The 14,462-nt window shown below is 40.5% G+C and carries 16 protein-coding genes; 3 read left to right on the plus strand and 13 right to left on the minus strand.

The annotated features are described in order from the left end of the window. Positions 1-220: 220 nt before the first annotated feature. Positions 221-397, plus strand: coding sequence for a hypothetical protein (locus tag QT711_RS00005; protein WP_317941439.1), 177 nt, complete (start codon positions 221-223; stop codon positions 395-397). 428 nt (positions 398-825) lie between these two features. Here the strand turns inward: QT711_RS00005 and QT711_RS00010 are convergent, their stop codons facing one another. The 3 genes from QT711_RS00010 to QT711_RS00020 all read right to left on the minus strand — a co-directional run bounded on the left by QT711_RS00010 (position 826) and on the right by QT711_RS00020 (position 4,775). After that, positions 826-2,607, minus strand: a complete 1,782-nt coding sequence (locus QT711_RS00010) for an ABC transporter ATP-binding protein (RefSeq protein WP_317941927.1) — start codon at positions 2,605-2,607, stop codon at positions 826-828. A gap of 5 nt (positions 2,608-2,612) precedes the next feature. Beyond that, positions 2,613-4,367 (minus strand): ABC transporter ATP-binding protein, encoded by a 1,755-nt coding sequence (locus tag QT711_RS00015; protein WP_317941440.1) that lies wholly within the window; start codon positions 4,365-4,367, stop codon positions 2,613-2,615. 75 nt (positions 4,368-4,442) lie between these two features. Next, positions 4,443-4,775, minus strand: a complete 333-nt coding sequence (locus tag QT711_RS00020; RefSeq protein WP_317941441.1) for a YolD-like family protein — start codon at positions 4,773-4,775, stop codon at positions 4,443-4,445. Positions 4,776-4,882: 107 nt separating this feature from the next. On the opposite strand from QT711_RS00020, the gene QT711_RS00025 reads away from it, so the two are divergent. After that, a complete protein-coding gene (locus QT711_RS00025; RefSeq protein WP_317941442.1) occupies positions 4,883-5,062 on the plus strand; it encodes a hypothetical protein in 180 nt (59 codons plus the stop codon). A gap of 523 nt (positions 5,063-5,585) precedes the next feature. Beyond that, a complete protein-coding gene (locus QT711_RS00030; protein ID WP_317941443.1) occupies positions 5,586-6,782 on the plus strand; it encodes an MFS transporter in 1,197 nt (398 codons plus the stop codon). Between the two features lie 41 nt (positions 6,783-6,823). On the opposite strand, the gene QT711_RS00035 is transcribed toward QT711_RS00030, so the two are convergent. The 10 genes from QT711_RS00035 to QT711_RS00080 all read right to left on the minus strand — a co-directional run bounded on the left by QT711_RS00035 (position 6,824) and on the right by QT711_RS00080 (position 14,426). Further along, a complete protein-coding gene (locus tag QT711_RS00035) occupies positions 6,824-8,077 on the minus strand; it encodes a Y-family DNA polymerase (protein WP_317941444.1) in 1,254 nt (417 codons plus the stop codon). Positions 8,078-8,425: 348 nt separating this feature from the next. Then, on the minus strand, positions 8,426-8,707 hold the full coding sequence (locus QT711_RS00040) for a hypothetical protein (RefSeq protein WP_317941445.1): 282 nt from the start codon (positions 8,705-8,707) through the stop codon (positions 8,426-8,428). Positions 8,708-8,783: 76 nt separating this feature from the next. Then, positions 8,784-9,434, minus strand: coding sequence for an alpha/beta fold hydrolase (locus QT711_RS00045; protein ID WP_317941446.1), 651 nt, complete (start codon positions 9,432-9,434; stop codon positions 8,784-8,786). Between the two features lie 62 nt (positions 9,435-9,496). After that, a complete protein-coding gene (locus QT711_RS00050; protein ID WP_317941447.1) occupies positions 9,497-10,198 on the minus strand; it encodes a DUF1361 domain-containing protein in 702 nt (233 codons plus the stop codon). Positions 10,199-10,257: 59 nt separating this feature from the next. Further along, positions 10,258-10,923: an HAD hydrolase-like protein gene (locus QT711_RS00055; protein WP_317941448.1), complete on the minus strand. Its 666-nt coding sequence runs from the start codon at positions 10,921-10,923 to the stop codon at positions 10,258-10,260. Between the two features lie 163 nt (positions 10,924-11,086). Next, positions 11,087-11,530 carry an NUDIX hydrolase gene (locus tag QT711_RS00060; RefSeq protein WP_317941449.1) on the minus strand — a complete coding sequence of 148 codons (444 nt, stop codon included), beginning with the start codon at positions 11,528-11,530 and terminating at the stop codon, positions 11,087-11,089. 216 nt (positions 11,531-11,746) lie between these two features. Further along, positions 11,747-12,235, minus strand: coding sequence for a GNAT family N-acetyltransferase (locus tag QT711_RS00065; RefSeq protein ID WP_317941450.1), 489 nt, complete (start codon positions 12,233-12,235; stop codon positions 11,747-11,749). 140 nt (positions 12,236-12,375) lie between these two features. Then, positions 12,376-13,671 carry a S41 family peptidase gene (locus QT711_RS00070; protein WP_317941451.1) on the minus strand — a complete coding sequence of 432 codons (1,296 nt, stop codon included), beginning with the start codon at positions 13,669-13,671 and terminating at the stop codon, positions 12,376-12,378. A 55-nt stretch (positions 13,672-13,726) separates the two neighbouring features. Continuing rightward, positions 13,727-13,918 (minus strand): DUF6980 family protein, encoded by a 192-nt coding sequence (locus tag QT711_RS00075; protein WP_317941452.1) that lies wholly within the window; start codon positions 13,916-13,918, stop codon positions 13,727-13,729. Between the two features lie 61 nt (positions 13,919-13,979). Further along, positions 13,980-14,426, minus strand: coding sequence for a hypothetical protein (locus QT711_RS00080; protein ID WP_317941453.1), 447 nt, complete (start codon positions 14,424-14,426; stop codon positions 13,980-13,982). Between the last annotated feature and the right edge of the window lie 36 nt (positions 14,427-14,462).

Below are 14,462 nucleotides of genomic sequence, written 5' to 3' on the forward strand. Positions count from 1 at the left end.
TACCCCTCCAGTCTTTATGGAATGTTTTCGTCGACTACCATTATACAAGACTTGGGGAGGTACTTCCTTTTTTGTGTCTACAAACCCTTGGGAGACATAGGCTGGTAATTATGAAATTCATTCAACTAAGAAGAATTTCAATAAAATACGAAACTTTTAAAGAGTTTAGACGTAAATATTAGAGAGGATAGTTCTATGTAAAATATTGGAGGTTTTTGTTTTGAAAAAAGGAAGCATTAGTATTGCTTTATTTACTGGTCTATTTGTTGGAATTACTGTATTTTTAACAGAGTATTTACTTCCAAACAGCAACCTTGTTACCTCAGTAATAATTGCTGTATTATCTGGTGTCATCGGTGGCTTAATAGGCATTAAATTGTTCCCAAATAAATCTTGAATAAAATTAGTTAAAGTAAATAGTGTTTAGTTAAATTTAAAACGAATACTCAATTTTGGGGTACTTTCAAGAGGCCCTTGATCATCTACAAAACGTAATTTATAAAAGCTGTAGGTCAACACATTAATTCTTAATGTCTGCCTACAGTTTGAAACAATATTACTAATCTTTTTTTAGTTATTGACATATGAAGTGTTATTATAACGAAAGTTCGTTTTCGAACAAATTTTATACTGATTGCAATCATAAATTTACAAAATATAAAGATGCATTTTAGTTAGTAACGATACAAAAAGGTCATCCCATTTGCAGGTTACCCTGAATTTGAGATGACCTTATTTATTTCAAGTCAATAACTGTACATGTCTTTTTGAATTCGTTGAAGTTTGAACGATGCTTTCCGTTGCTTGCTCCATCGATTTATACAGTTAAATCGCATCATCCATAATACCGTTTTGTAGTTGGTACATCATATAGTACAATCCCTTTTGAGAAAGTAACTGCTGATGCGTTCCACGTTCAACAATCTCTCCCTGATGCAACACGAGGATTAGTTCTGCATCTTGAATCGTACTTAACCGGTGGGCAATTGCAATTGTCGTTCTTCCTTTTCTCATCTTCTCCAAGCTAGCTTGAATGGCGACTTCCGTTTCTGTATCGATATTTGCGGTCGCTTCATCCAAGACAAGGATTTTAGGATTGGTTGCAATCGTTCTTGCAAACGCGACGAGTTGTCGTTGTCCACTTGAGAACGTCGAACCGCGTTCCGTCACTTTTTGTGCATACTTATTTGGCAGCTTCTCAATGAATTCATTCGCATGGACGAACTCGGCCGCACCGCGAACTTCTGCGGAAGACATTCCTTGATGGTGCAAGCGGATATTGCTTTCTATATCCCCATAAAAGAGGAATGGATCTTGTAGGACAAGGCCGATTTTCTTGCGCAGTTCCGGTTTCGGTAAGTCTTTCAATGACACACCATCAATGAGGATTTCGCCTTGATTGTACTCATAAAAGCGCATGAGTAAATTGATGATTGAACTTTTTCCACTACCCGTATGTCCGACAAGCGCGACAGTTTCCCCGGCACTCGCTGTAAAACTAATATTTTTCAGCACATCGTTTTTACCGTCATAAGAGAACGTCACGTTTTTAAATTCAATCGTTCCGTTTTGAATTGCTTTGTGTGCTGTGTCTTGTTGTTCTGGCTCCATATCGGGATCATCCATTAGCTTGAACACACGCGATGCTGATACGAGTGCTTGTTGAAAGATGGACATTCTTTGCATAACTTGTTGAACAGGTTGGAATAATCGTCCAATCAACGTAGTAAATGCATAGATAACACCTACTTCTACAGCACTGTCCAGTGATAGAAATCCAAAATAACCTAAGACAAAAACGATTGCTACGGCATAAAGTAAATCGATGAATGGACCAAGCAAAATACTATCGAACTTAATATTTCGCATACCTGCTTTGTAATGGCCTTCATTAATATCATCAAATTCATTCGCCAATCGTTGCTCCTGTCTAAATGCTTGAATCATGCCCATGCCTGATAATGATTCTGCAATTTTCGCATTTAATTGACTGAGTCGCTCTCGAATATCCTGATAAAAGTCTGCACTGTATCGTCGATAAACAATAATGATCGCCATGAATAAAGGCAATAGCAGCATAGAGACAAATGTCAGTTTCACGTCAAGCGAAAACAGTGCGATGTAGACGCCGATAATGACAAAGAACGCTTGTAAAAATGTGACGACGACACTGACGAACATTTCCTTAATGGATTCCGTATCATTTGTTACACGTGACACGATGCTTCCTGCAGGTGTCTTGTCAAAATAGCGCATTCCGAGACCCTGCACTTTTGTAAACACGTCAATCCGCATTTGCTGAATGACCTTCAAGGCAATGTCTTGGAAGCGTAACAATTGAAAGTACGAGACAACGACGATGAATACTTGGAGTCCGATATACGTTAGTGCGAGTGTCATTACTTCATTCTTTGGAAACTGTAACGGTGTTAAGTGATTATCAATGAATGATTGGATAATTAAGGGCCCCACAATACTTCCTGTAATGGTTAAGAGCAGGAAGAACAATGCGATAGAAATGCTCACTTTATGCGGAATGGCATAGCGCATTAATCGCTTAAACACGATCCATTGATCTTTTGCCGTCAATTTCGGTTGTTTTTCCATTTGCATCACTCTTCCCCTCCTTGCTCGACAAGTACTTCAAGCTGCTGCAAATCGTACATTTCTTTATACTTTCCATTAAGTGCAATCAACTCTTCGTGGGTTCCTTCTTCCACGATCGTCCCTTCATCCATGACAATGATTTTGTGGGCATGTTGAATCGCACTAAGTCTGTGGGAAGTGATGACTGTCGTCTCTCCTGTACGTGTACGTTTTAACGATTCAAGGATCGCTTCTTCTGTTTTCGCGTCAACTGCCGATAATGAATCATCTAAAATGAGCAATTCTGGTTGCATGATAAGTGCTCTGGCAATTGACACCCGTTGTTTTTGACCGCCGGATAACGATACGCCACGTTCCCCTACGATTGTTTCATAGCCCTGTGCAAAACCGAGTATATCATCGTGAATATGCGCGAGCCTTGCTGCGTCATAAATTTTTTCGCGGTCAATTTTAGGATTTGTGAAGGCGATATTTTCTGCGATCGTTGTCGAGAAGAGGAAATGATCTTGCGGCACATAACCGATCGACTCGCGTAACCGCTGTTGCTTATACTGGTTAATCGGCTTTCCGCCATATATGATTTTTCCTTTATAGCCTTCAAATTCTCTTAGCAATAATTTAAGGATGGCAGTTTTCCCTGAACCGGTCTTCCCTACGATACCAAGTGTCTCTCCCCGATTTAACGTGAAATGCACGTTTCGGAGTGCAGGACTTTTATCGTCAGGAAACGTAAATTCCTCAATATTAAAATGTAGATTTCCTTCTGGACGTTCATCAATTGCACCTGTTATGTCCTGGATATCAGGTGTAATGGATAGCAACTCCGTAATCCGACTATATGATGCGTTCCCGCGTTCTACAATATTAAACAGGAAACCGAAGGCGAGCATCGGCCATGTCAATAAACCAAGGTATGTACCGAAAGCGACCATATCTCCGATTGTCATTTGGTCTGCGATGATGAACTTTGTTCCAAAATAGAAGGACAGAATGTAGGAAAGCGCAAAAATACCCGTAATGGTCGGATCGAAAAGTGCATCCACTTTGGCAACTCGCATATTTTTTGCGACGACATCAGTCGATAAGTCTGTGAAATCATCAATGTCTTCTTTTTGCTGCCCAAATGTTTTAATGACTTTAATGCCTGAAATACTTTCTTGCGTTTTATCGTTCAAGTTGGAAAACGCCTCTTGCGCAAATCGGAAACGGCGTCTCAACAATCGACCATAATAACTTGTCAAGAATATCATGAGAGGGAATGGAATGAGAGCGATCAATGTCAATTTCCAATTGATGGTCAATGCCATCGTCAAAATGACAAATCCTCCAGTGGAAATTGAGTCAACTAATGTCAGAATCCCCATGCCCGCAGTTTGTTGAACCGCATTAATGTCATTTGTTGCATGAGCCATTAAGTCCCCAACACGTCTCTTTTGATAAAAAGACGGTGACATTCTTGTAAAATGATTGAACAACTTTTCCCGCATCGTCCTGGACAGCAAGACAGCAGAACCAAAAATCATGACACGCCAATAATAGCGTGACACATACATCAAAACCCCTGCGACTAACAACACAATTAGCCATTTTGTCAGCTCACTCGCTGACAATGTCCCCTCAGTAATATCATCGACAATGAAACCGATGATCTTTGGAGGAAGCAGCTGCAGTAAAGAGACAAATACAAGCGCTGCGATTCCGAGCCCGTATTGTTTCTTCCGTTGTTTGAAAAACCAGCCAAGCTGAACTAGAACTTTCACAGTATTCCCCCTCTTTTCTCTATCTTTGAATAGTCTATCAAAAGTGTGAACAATAGAAAAGGTACGACACACAAATTATTCGAAATCTGAAATACTTTTTATATCGACAAATGGAATGCGATGTGCTACACCAGTTGGAGATTGAAGTTGCAGGACCCCTTCCAGCACATCTGCTTTTTGAATGAAACCTTTTGCACACACTACGTCAGGCTCCCGCCAATAGTGGACAACAAGTTGCTCTTTCGTTTCGAGTGCTTCCTGTATGCGCAAATTCCATTCTTCGATTTGTTGCTCATCAGGCTGTCTCCTGACTTCATAGCCATCTTCCTTTTGCCATTCACGCAGTTGTTCCACGTGTTCCGGTAGCATCATCGCTGTCCATTTAATACGCCCGCGATCTCGGATCATTGCATAACGTCCTTTCTTGAGTTTGTATGCTTTTGCCTTTATCTAATTGGTTTTCCGGCAACGAGTTGCTATAATGGAAGAACCATCCAATAAAAAGAGGTGAATAGGTGGGTCTCGATTTAACTACATTCATTTTGACGATCATCTTCGCTTTCGTCATCGGCTCCTTTCTTTCCTTTTTCATCGTGCGCAATGCGATAGAATCTTCACGACTGATGAAAAAAGTGGAGCAATTAGAGGCCGACATAGCTGAATTGAAACGGAATGAAACAACTAAAACGGATTGACTGTCAACCTTCTTACGAACCCCATCATGTAACACTATTTAGCATGTAGGAAATAATCTTTTGTGTATGAAAAGTACTTTAATTTTCAGTTGTCTTAATTAACCTCTTATTTACAAGTAGACTTTATTGAACCCGTCGGCTTGCGTTTCGGCGCACGCTTTCCGCGGGGCACGGGTGAGCCTCCTCGTCCGCTTCGCTTCCTCCGGGGTCTCACCATTCGTGCTATTCCCCCGCAGGAAAAGCCGTAACGTAGAACGGCTTTTGCGAGCAAAAGCGTAGCGTTGGGAGCACATTTTTGCTCTTCGGCGCCTGCACTCCAGCCGACTAGCATGTGAAGACACTTGTATGCTGAAACTGCTTGTCAGGTTAGAGTGAATCGGTAGTTATAGTTTTTTTATGACCAGCCTTTTATATAATTTGTTATTAAAACACCTGATTTTTGATAAAAATTACGAGGAGTGAAACGTGTGTAAAAACTGCCCTGTATCAATCAGATCACTACGATTGTAAAGGGGTAGTAAGAATGAACAGTCAGTCTTTCCGTCTTCTATGGATGAGCCAGGCATTGGCGAATTCCGGAGACATCATTTATATTGTCGGGCTCATCACAGTGCTTTACCGTATTACTGAATCGCCTTTCATATTGGCTTTAGTTCCTTTCCTTACGATGATCGGCCGTTTCATTAGTGGATTGTTGTCACCGCTGTTATTGAACCGGTATCCGCTTAAGCAATTACTCGTCTATTCACAAGTTTTCAAAACGATTGCACTCGGCATCCTCGTTGTACTCGTTTTCCAGTCATTCAGTGTGCTGTCGATACTTGTTTTCGTATTCGTCATTGCCTTTTTGGATGGATGGGCCGCACCGGCAAGCCAAGCGATGGTGCCGCGTCTCGTCACACCACATGAACTTGTCAAAGCCAATAGCTTTTTCTCGATTGTTTACGAAACGGTCAATTTAGGTGGATGGGCGCTCGGCGGTTTATTTGTTGCGTTTGCAGGCGGACACTTTGTTTTACTGTGGACGGTTGCCATCTATATCATCGCCACAGCGCTCCTTATGAAGCTCGTTGACCCAACCGTTTTCACAAAGCAAACGCCATCCATTCGGAGACGGAATGAGCTCGTTGAAGGGTGGATGCTCATTGTAAAACGGCCGCTTTTTAGAAGTTTGCATGTCACTATTGCTTTTGAGGCAGTCGCCAGTGTCGTCTGGATTGCGTCCATCCTTTATGTGTTTGTCACAGAAATTTTAGGAGAAACCGAAGCTTGGTGGGGCTATTTGAATACAGCATTTTTTGTCGGTATGCTCGTAGGTGGAATTTTCTTTTCCCGCTTTGCATCTGCAACAAAAAAGTTGCTGAAACGCATTTTGCTCATCTCGTCCTTTGGCATTTGTGGCGTCACAATCCTTTTTGGTTTTACGCAGATAGGTTTGGTCGCCCTTGTGCTTGTCGGCTTAAGTGGTGTGTTCCAACAACTGAAGGGCATTGCAACGGATACGTATTTGCAACAACATGCAACCGCTGATGAACTGCCTAAAGTGTACGCAGCGCAAAGTTCGCTCGTTTCGCTTTTGTTTGCGATTGGCTCTGTAGGGTTCGGTTTATTGGCCGAATTATGGGATGTGCGGATAACGTATTTGCTGTCAGGTGCATTACTATTTCTTGCATCTGTCCTTCTCTACAAGCAACGACGACATTTGCCTTCTATAAAGTAGAAGCGGAACTGTTCGGCTACTTGATGAGCCGGACAGTTTTCCTATTTATAATGGCCACCAATCAATTTCGATCGATGAATTGCTGTCCCTGCATCTGTGTAAGAGACTGCGCGCAAGATTGCGGTAGATCCGTATTTCTTTCGCAAGGCATCCATCGTTTTCCCTAACTGACGATTGCGCCATTTATGTTCATCAAACAGACTGAGCTGCATCGTGTATTCATTCTCCAAATTGGAGAGACTGATGGCAATGCGCCTGACCGGTCGGCCGTCATGGAATTCATCGAGCAGCTTCGTACACAATCGGTAAATCGTCATCGTGTCGTTCGTCGCCTCATGCAAAGAGCGGGAACGTCCGAAACCACCGCCAAGTGCGTTTTTGGAGTAGCCAATGGACAGGTGGACAGTTCGCCCTGCTTTTCTCGCTTCCCTCGCCCGCAGTGCGACATCTTCACACATTTCAAGTAGAACCGCAAGAATATCTGCCCGCTTCGTATAATCACGATACAAAATTTGCCCTTTCCCATAGCTGATTTGTCCCTCAAGGAGAGGTGCCCCCATATCGGACAAGTCGATGCCATGCGCGTGGTGATACAACTGATTGCCCATGACACCAAACTTTTTTTCTAGACGTTCCAGTGGCGTATGTGCCAAATCTCCAACTGAAAAAATCCCCATTGTATTTAATGTTTTTTCTAATCGATTGCCGATTCCCCACATTCTGCTTAACGGTGCTACCGGCCATAACTTTGCAGGAACATCGGTATAATGCCAACGGGCAAATCCCGTCTTTTTTGCATCCAAGTCCAACGCAAGCTTTGATAGCAACATATTCGGTCCCATGCCGCATGCTGAACGCAGCTGAAATTGTCCAAATAGCTCATCTTGTATGTGTCTCACAGTATCCTCTGCATTTCCCCATAAGCGCTCCGTTCCATCCAGATCGATGAAACTCTCGTCGACAGAGTACACATGGATCGCCTCTTTAGGTACATATCGATTTAAATGTTTCGCGATTTCCATGGATACGTCGATATAAAACTGCATTTTCGGTTCAATTAATCGAATGGAAGGATCATCAGGAATTTCATAGAGGCGCATGCCCGTCTGCACACCAAATTCCTTCTTTAGCGCAGGCGAAGCAGCTAAGACGACTCCCCCTTTTCGTTCTTTATTGCCAATAATAGCGATTGGTGTGTCCATGACGTCCAATCCTTCCATGGCCGCTGCGCAACTTGCATAGAAACTCCGCATATCAAGGCAAACAACTTTTCGGTCCGGCAAATTTTCATACATAACGCATTCCTCCATAATAAAGAACACTTGTTCTTTATAGTATATACAGAACAAGTGTTCATATTCAATGGTTTTTATTGGGTAGTTGATTTGCGGAAGGATTTAGCTGTGCAAATAGAGGGGAATGGGAAGGAAGTTAAACAGAAAATACCGTCTGAAACACTAAAAACAAGAAATATACAATCCATCCAACACCCGTGAAAATAACTAAAAACCTTATAATCCAAGGCCATCTTTGTTTGAAAGAGGCAAGAAAACCTACATATAAAAACAATAGACCGATGAAAAAGCTAACAAGCATTTCCAATTCACTCACACCTTTGCGTTATAATCTCTGTCGCCACATTATTAATCAATCCAATAAAAAATGGCATCCATCACTAAATAGTCTTTCGGCCTCCGATAGATCGTCGGGATATTGGTTTGAAAAGTTAACGGGTGATGGATATGTTGTTCTTCTAACAAATTGTAATCGAATTCTACTAAAGCTTGACTCAACGTTTGTGCTACTGTTTGAAGTTGCTCTCCTACAGTCAATCGGCGCGGGTCATCTAACAATGTGCCATACGCCCCACCAACTAGTTCGTTCGTTTCTGTACAAATCGTTTTATATCTGTCGTCCTCACCCATGATGGCGACAGGGGCTAAACGACAAACATCAATAATGATTCCTTTTGTAATAAGCGTCCGACGATTCCCCTTCTCTTCAAAGAGGGTAACATCTTTTCCAATGGATGATTTCTGAGCTCATAGCCTTGTAAAGTGTTGGATTGACTTGAAATTCCAGTAATCTTTGCTGGATCTCAGCCGGAAATTGTTTTTGTTTTTCTGTTAATGTTGGATTAATAATTTCTCGTAACGCATCAGTCGTCATAGAAGAATAGAGTTGGTATTTTTCAATCCATGTCTCGTCTGTATTGTCCTCATCCAAAACCGGTAACTGTAATGTATCCAAAATGGCGAAATCAACAGAAGTCGAATCCACTAACACCAGCCCTCTTAGCAGCTCAGGATAAACCTTTGCAAAGTGTTGCACACACAATCCGCCATAAGAATGTCCGACAAGAACAATGGGCTCTTGAATATCCAGTTGCTGCAACAACTCCTTCAACTCTTCAACAGTTGCTTCTGTAGTTCTGTTCTCATCCCTAAATTCGCTTAAACCTTGACCTGGTCTATGAAACAGTATGACTCGATTCGCTTTGCTTAGTTCCTCGGTGATGTCATACCAATCATCAAAAGAGCAACCTAATCCCGTGACGATAACAATCGGCGTACCGTTACTCCCTTTTTGATGTACTTCTAATAGTTTGTTGTTTATTACGACATTTCGACTAATGGTAATCACCCTTTTCATAAGTCAGAACTGTCCCTATCTTATGGATAGACGACTCTTGATTGAGAAGTATGAAATCTCATTCACGCATATTCTCGATGTCCAGATTGCTTTCGAATTGTCCGATAAAGTAAATAGCTGCCCGCAACAAAGACTGTAAAAACACAGATAAATTGCAATGCAAATATGTCTACTCCATTGATTTCTTTTATCAAAGCGATCGGATTAAAAAATAAATCCCAACTGTTGAATCGCAAAAATCTTCCAATGTACACTCCTAGCCCCGTAAGAACAGCTACGACAGAAAGTGCACAAAAACTACTAGCGACTGAATATTTCCTTCTCACGTTCCGTTCAAAAATATAGAAAGACTCTAACCCTGCTACGATCGCAAAAAAGAAACCGAATCCAATCACGAACAATTTTGCCCAAACGATAATTTCGTTGCTGTATGCAACACTCGATTCTGACGAGTACCTCCCGACGTCTAGCATCCATAAGAATTTATCATTGGATATATGAATAAAGTCCGTTATAACATATACGGAATTTGGAAAAAACAATAACCAAAGAAGGAGCCAAAGGACAGATACACCAAGTTTTCTTTGTTTGATCGACATCTCAGCTTTTATGATGAATAACAGAGGCAATACAGCTAACAAGACATTCCACGATAACATCACATAAAGGAAACTACCATCCGCCAAAAGCATGGCAAAACAAATCCCCCAATAGAGAAACATGAACAATAGTAACCCTTTATAGTTCTCAATAAATTCTCCCATAGCCCCACCCCCATTTAGAAAGTTTTAGTATTTCTTGTTACGATAGAAAACACGTTTTACTAATCTTCCCTTTCATTCGGAGACAATAATTCTTTTAATTCCATCAAATCGTCTATTACGTAATGCGCATGGGACAGTTCATCTTCTTTTGCATAATCGAAATTACATCCTATAGATAGTAACCCATTATCTCTAGCTGCATTGAAGTCCGATAGACGATCACCTACCACCGCCGCATTCGTTATTCCGTATTTCTCAATGATACGCTTAACAAGATCAGTTTTATTTAATGAGTCAATCTGTTGAATACTGAACGTCTCTGTAATCCATTGATCTAGCTGATAGTGACTTATGATTGCTTCTAGGTATACAGTTAACCCATTGCTTGCTATGTAGATGGCATAATGTTTCTCATGTAAATAACTCAAAATTTCTTTCGTATTTGGATACAAGCTCCCATTGCCATCACATATATTTTCCAGTAATTCTTTTAGAAAATACGAATCAACGTATTCTCGATCTTTAGTCGAGTAATTCGGCAAAAGAGTTTCCCATACTTGTGGTAATGGAACTCCCATAATTTCCCGATATTGCTGGAGTGGCGTTGGATCATTCCACTTATCCATAGAGCGCAAATGCTTAAACGTATCTTCAAGTGCGTATTCTAATATCAAATCTGTTTGAAAAAGCGTTCCGTCCATATCAAAAATAATCGACTTTGACATTCTGTTCCTCCCTGTAAAAACCTGATATTTATAACCAATTACAAAAGAATGTCTCTTGCAAAATGTGCCGTTGTATTCGTAAAGCAACCGTTTGCCATATTAGAAGAATAGGCAGCATCTTTATTCAATAATTGCGCGAGATTGCAGAGTACTATCTTATTACCTAGTCTAAAAATCCGATCTTTTCAAGGATTTTTTTTGACGTATCATTTAATTTCGGTAAAGACTCCAGTGAAAAGTATGCTAAATCCAAACTTTCATTATCTTTTCTCAGTTCTCCAGTAATCCCTTTCGCTTTAAATATAACAGTAGCGTTATATATTTCGTCCCCATGAGGAAATTTATAGTAAAAATCTTTCCCAGAAGCTAACCCTAAGATTTCAAATTGGTTTGCAATAAGACCTGTTTCCTCATATAGCTCTTTCTTTGCTGTCTCTTCAAAACTATCCCCCAACTCCATTCCGCCTCCGGGAATACCCCAGTCATTTGTATCCGAACGTAACTGCAATAAAATTTCATGTTCCTCATTGACCACTATGATTGCTGAACCTGGAGCAATAATGGGTTTCGTTCCAATAACGCTTCTTAGTGATTGAATATAATTCATTGATTTCTCCTTCAATACGGTTTTATCCCCTATTGCTTCCAGAGGGTGTGAGGGGATCCCACAAGTCTCACTTCGCACACAGAGCATTTCACTTGTTCGCTATTCCTCCCGAAGTCGCCAGCTTCCGTTCCAATCAACTAAGTATTAGAACTTATTCCATAAAAGGTCATTGACTCGGATTCAGAAAGTACACGCCAAGTACGTCCGCTAATTGATTTAAACATGAAATGTTTGAATGAGACACAACTCTTCGTCAATTAAATCTTGTCTTTCGTTTATTTCAATATTTAATTCAAGATAGACTTTTTTCCAAAATGCAACTGCACGTTCATTTTTAACAATCTGTATTATAAAATATTGCCCCGTTTTCTTTTCAAATAGCACTTTAGCTGCTTGCATAGCTAAACCCTTACCTTTGTATTGATTAAGTATAAAAAAATCGTTTATTCCATAATCATTGCTTTTTGTCAAAAATGGACGTTCTAGTAGTAATATGAAACCAATAATTTTTTCATTCAAGGTGATAAAATAGGGTGATAATCCATCCACGCTCCAAAAATCATCCAATTCCTCATAATGAAAAACACCATCTTCACTTAAATGTAAATTCGTAGTGAAATTCGAAAGCTCGTGAAGATACAATGAATACAAGTTACGCAGAACTGATTTTTCTGATTCCAAAGCTTCTTTGAGTTGAATAGTCAACTTATAACGCCTCTTCTCTTTTTACATATTACCGCAATTAACTGTTTCTTATCGCCAAATACTACGCACTTGTAACAATCAACATCGTGATATAAAAAACAAAGAACCCCCCTCCCAATCCGCTCAGAAACGTTTACAAATTATCCTTCTGCAATCTTGCATTCTCGTAACATGCTCATGGCATACAAAAGATCCAGATCTTCATCTATGTGCTTAGGTGTCCAAGGGATATAACGATCAGGTCGGATTCCCTTTCCATGCAAAGGGTCGTTCGACGTTTTATGGATACGGCGAGACATCGGGTAGTAGAGTGCGTATATGCCATCCCACTCCTTGATGAGCAAATCGCTGTAGTCATTGATGCCCATTGTTGCGCGTCCAATTACGGTCGTTTTGGATGATTCCATGCAAATTTCCACAAAATATTCGGCGGCACTTGCGCAATAGACATCCGTCATCACGATTACATTCTTAGGGGAATCAGTACCTTCAAACTCAAGTGCTTCCGTCTCCAACTCATCCGAAAAGTCCATTGTCACAAAACCTTGACCGCGATATTTTTCACATTCTTCTTCAATCGAATCAAAGAATTTTAGTGTCTCAACATCAGTGATGTCTTTTCTTAGCTGCTGGCAGAGTTGGATGAACAGCTCCGAGTTGCGATTGGTATAATTGAACTCCTTCAACTCACCGCCCGTGCTTGGGTGTTCATCTGGTGGAAAAATGTACGGCAATAAGTTCGAAAAAGATTTTCCATTCCCTCCATGATTGTTTCGTACGTCGATAATCAGATTTGTACATGCTTTTAGCTTTTCTTCATGGTTCTTCACGAAATCCAACGTCTCGTCAACGTTGGCGAAGCTTGGTAAAGTGAGCTGTAACGTCTCCCCATCAACTTCCTCCAACGAAGGTGCTAACTTTTTGAAGATGGGTTCATAATTCTTCAAATCGAACGTTAATCGTTCGCCGTTATCATCCTCTATTTCAATGGATGATGATTTATTGAGAAGATGTGTCCAGTCCTCACGTTCTGCACTTGTCTCCCGCAAATAGCTTCGATCCGAAGTGATGATCATTTCGATTTCCTGTTGATCAATTGAAATGATCTTGGAGCCGACCGGAAACCTCTCCTCCACGCAAGTCTCCACGACATAGAGCGCATCTTCATATCTTCTTATCCGGAAACCTCGAGTGCTCCGTTTTACGTCATCCGCCCCTTTTAGATTGAAAGACATATGTCGATCTTGAAAAGCCATGAGATATTCGCTGACGAGATCCGTAAAAACTCGCGGTGTAATTTGCTTACCGGATATCAATCTCTCAATTTCTCCAAAATAATGGGCAGGCTCATCCCATCCTTGTTTTTCATCATATCCTGCGTAGTCATGGTGTACAATATCGACAATTTCTTTAAATATTTCCATATACCGAGTCATTGACGCTCACCTTTTCCTTTCTATTGGCCGTTTGTGAGATAGCATATACAGCAAGTTATAACTTCGAACCGCACCACGGACAATAGGTAATTCCCACACTTGCAGAACCACCATCATGAATGATCAAACCATAATCATTGTCATCTTCATCATAAATTACAATCTTATCAGGACATTCAAACGGATTACTATGCAAATCACATGTGAAATTCGCATGTACATTCATTTCTTCACAACAGTGTTTCAAATGTTACTCCCCCTCACTAGTACCCGCTCTCCAAGTACCGATCATTTATAAATGCTAAGCCTTACTCTATTTGTTGTACTTTAAGGCCAGGTATTTCACAAAGTAGATTCTTGTAATAATCTGAACGAAACGTAAAACCGCCAAATGCCTCGTGTGTCGTACAAGAAAACCAAGCGAAATTATTCTTCATAAATGTGATGTCTTCGGGTAAATTAGGCGCAACCCAATCATATAAAGTATTTGCGAATGTAGTTAACAGCTTATACGTTTCTTCATTTGACTCGATTACATAAACTGTTGCAGCTGGACCTTTTGTGATCGTATTAGCCCACTTTTTCGTTTTATACGTTTCTAGGGTGAAAGGAGCGAAGTGTGCAAGTATTTCTTGATTATAGTTGAGTTCTCTTCTTGTTATGAAATAGAATTTATCAGAATTACGCGTTAAAACTTTCATTAGTTGCCTATATGTTTCATCTTTAGGGTTCTCAATTAACTCCCAGTATTCCATGTTAAACTCCTATTCTTTTTTATTAAAACTTCATCA

This window comes from Sporosarcina saromensis (assembly GCF_033253735.1).
GTDB lineage: Bacteria > Bacillota > Bacilli > Bacillales_A > Planococcaceae > Sporosarcina > Sporosarcina saromensis.

Bases quoted from the DNA above. Each gene is read 5' to 3' on its own strand.
- QT711_RS00045 (WP_317941446.1), bottom strand. From the start codon at position 9,434: ATGAAAAGGGTGATTACCATTAGTCGAAATGTCGTAATAAACAACAAA.
- QT711_RS00030 (WP_317941443.1), top strand. From the start codon at position 5,586: ATGAACAGTCAGTCTTTCCGTCTTCTATGGATGAGCCAGGCATTGGCG.
- QT711_RS00040 (WP_317941445.1), bottom strand. From the start codon at position 8,707: ATGGGTGAGGACGACAGATATAAAACGATTTGTACAGAAACGAACGAA.
- QT711_RS00050 (WP_317941447.1), bottom strand. From the start codon at position 10,198: ATGGGAGAATTTATTGAGAACTATAAAGGGTTACTATTGTTCATGTTT.
- QT711_RS00010 (WP_317941927.1), bottom strand. From the start codon at position 2,607: ATGGAAAAACAACCGAAATTGACGGCAAAAGATCAATGGATCGTGTTT.
- QT711_RS00080 (WP_317941453.1), bottom strand. From the start codon at position 14,426: ATGGAATACTGGGAGTTAATTGAGAACCCTAAAGATGAAACATATAGG.
- QT711_RS00055 (WP_317941448.1), bottom strand. From the start codon at position 10,923: ATGTCAAAGTCGATTATTTTTGATATGGACGGAACGCTTTTTCAAACA.
- QT711_RS00035 (WP_317941444.1), bottom strand. From the start codon at position 8,077: ATGTATGAAAATTTGCCGGACCGAAAAGTTGTTTGCCTTGATATGCGG.
- QT711_RS00020 (WP_317941441.1), bottom strand. From the start codon at position 4,775: ATGATCCGAGATCGCGGGCGTATTAAATGGACAGCGATGATGCTACCG.
- QT711_RS00070 (WP_317941451.1), bottom strand. From the start codon at position 13,671: ATGACTCGGTATATGGAAATATTTAAAGAAATTGTCGATATTGTACAC.
- QT711_RS00060 (WP_317941449.1), bottom strand. From the start codon at position 11,530: ATGAATTATATTCAATCACTAAGAAGCGTTATTGGAACGAAACCCATT.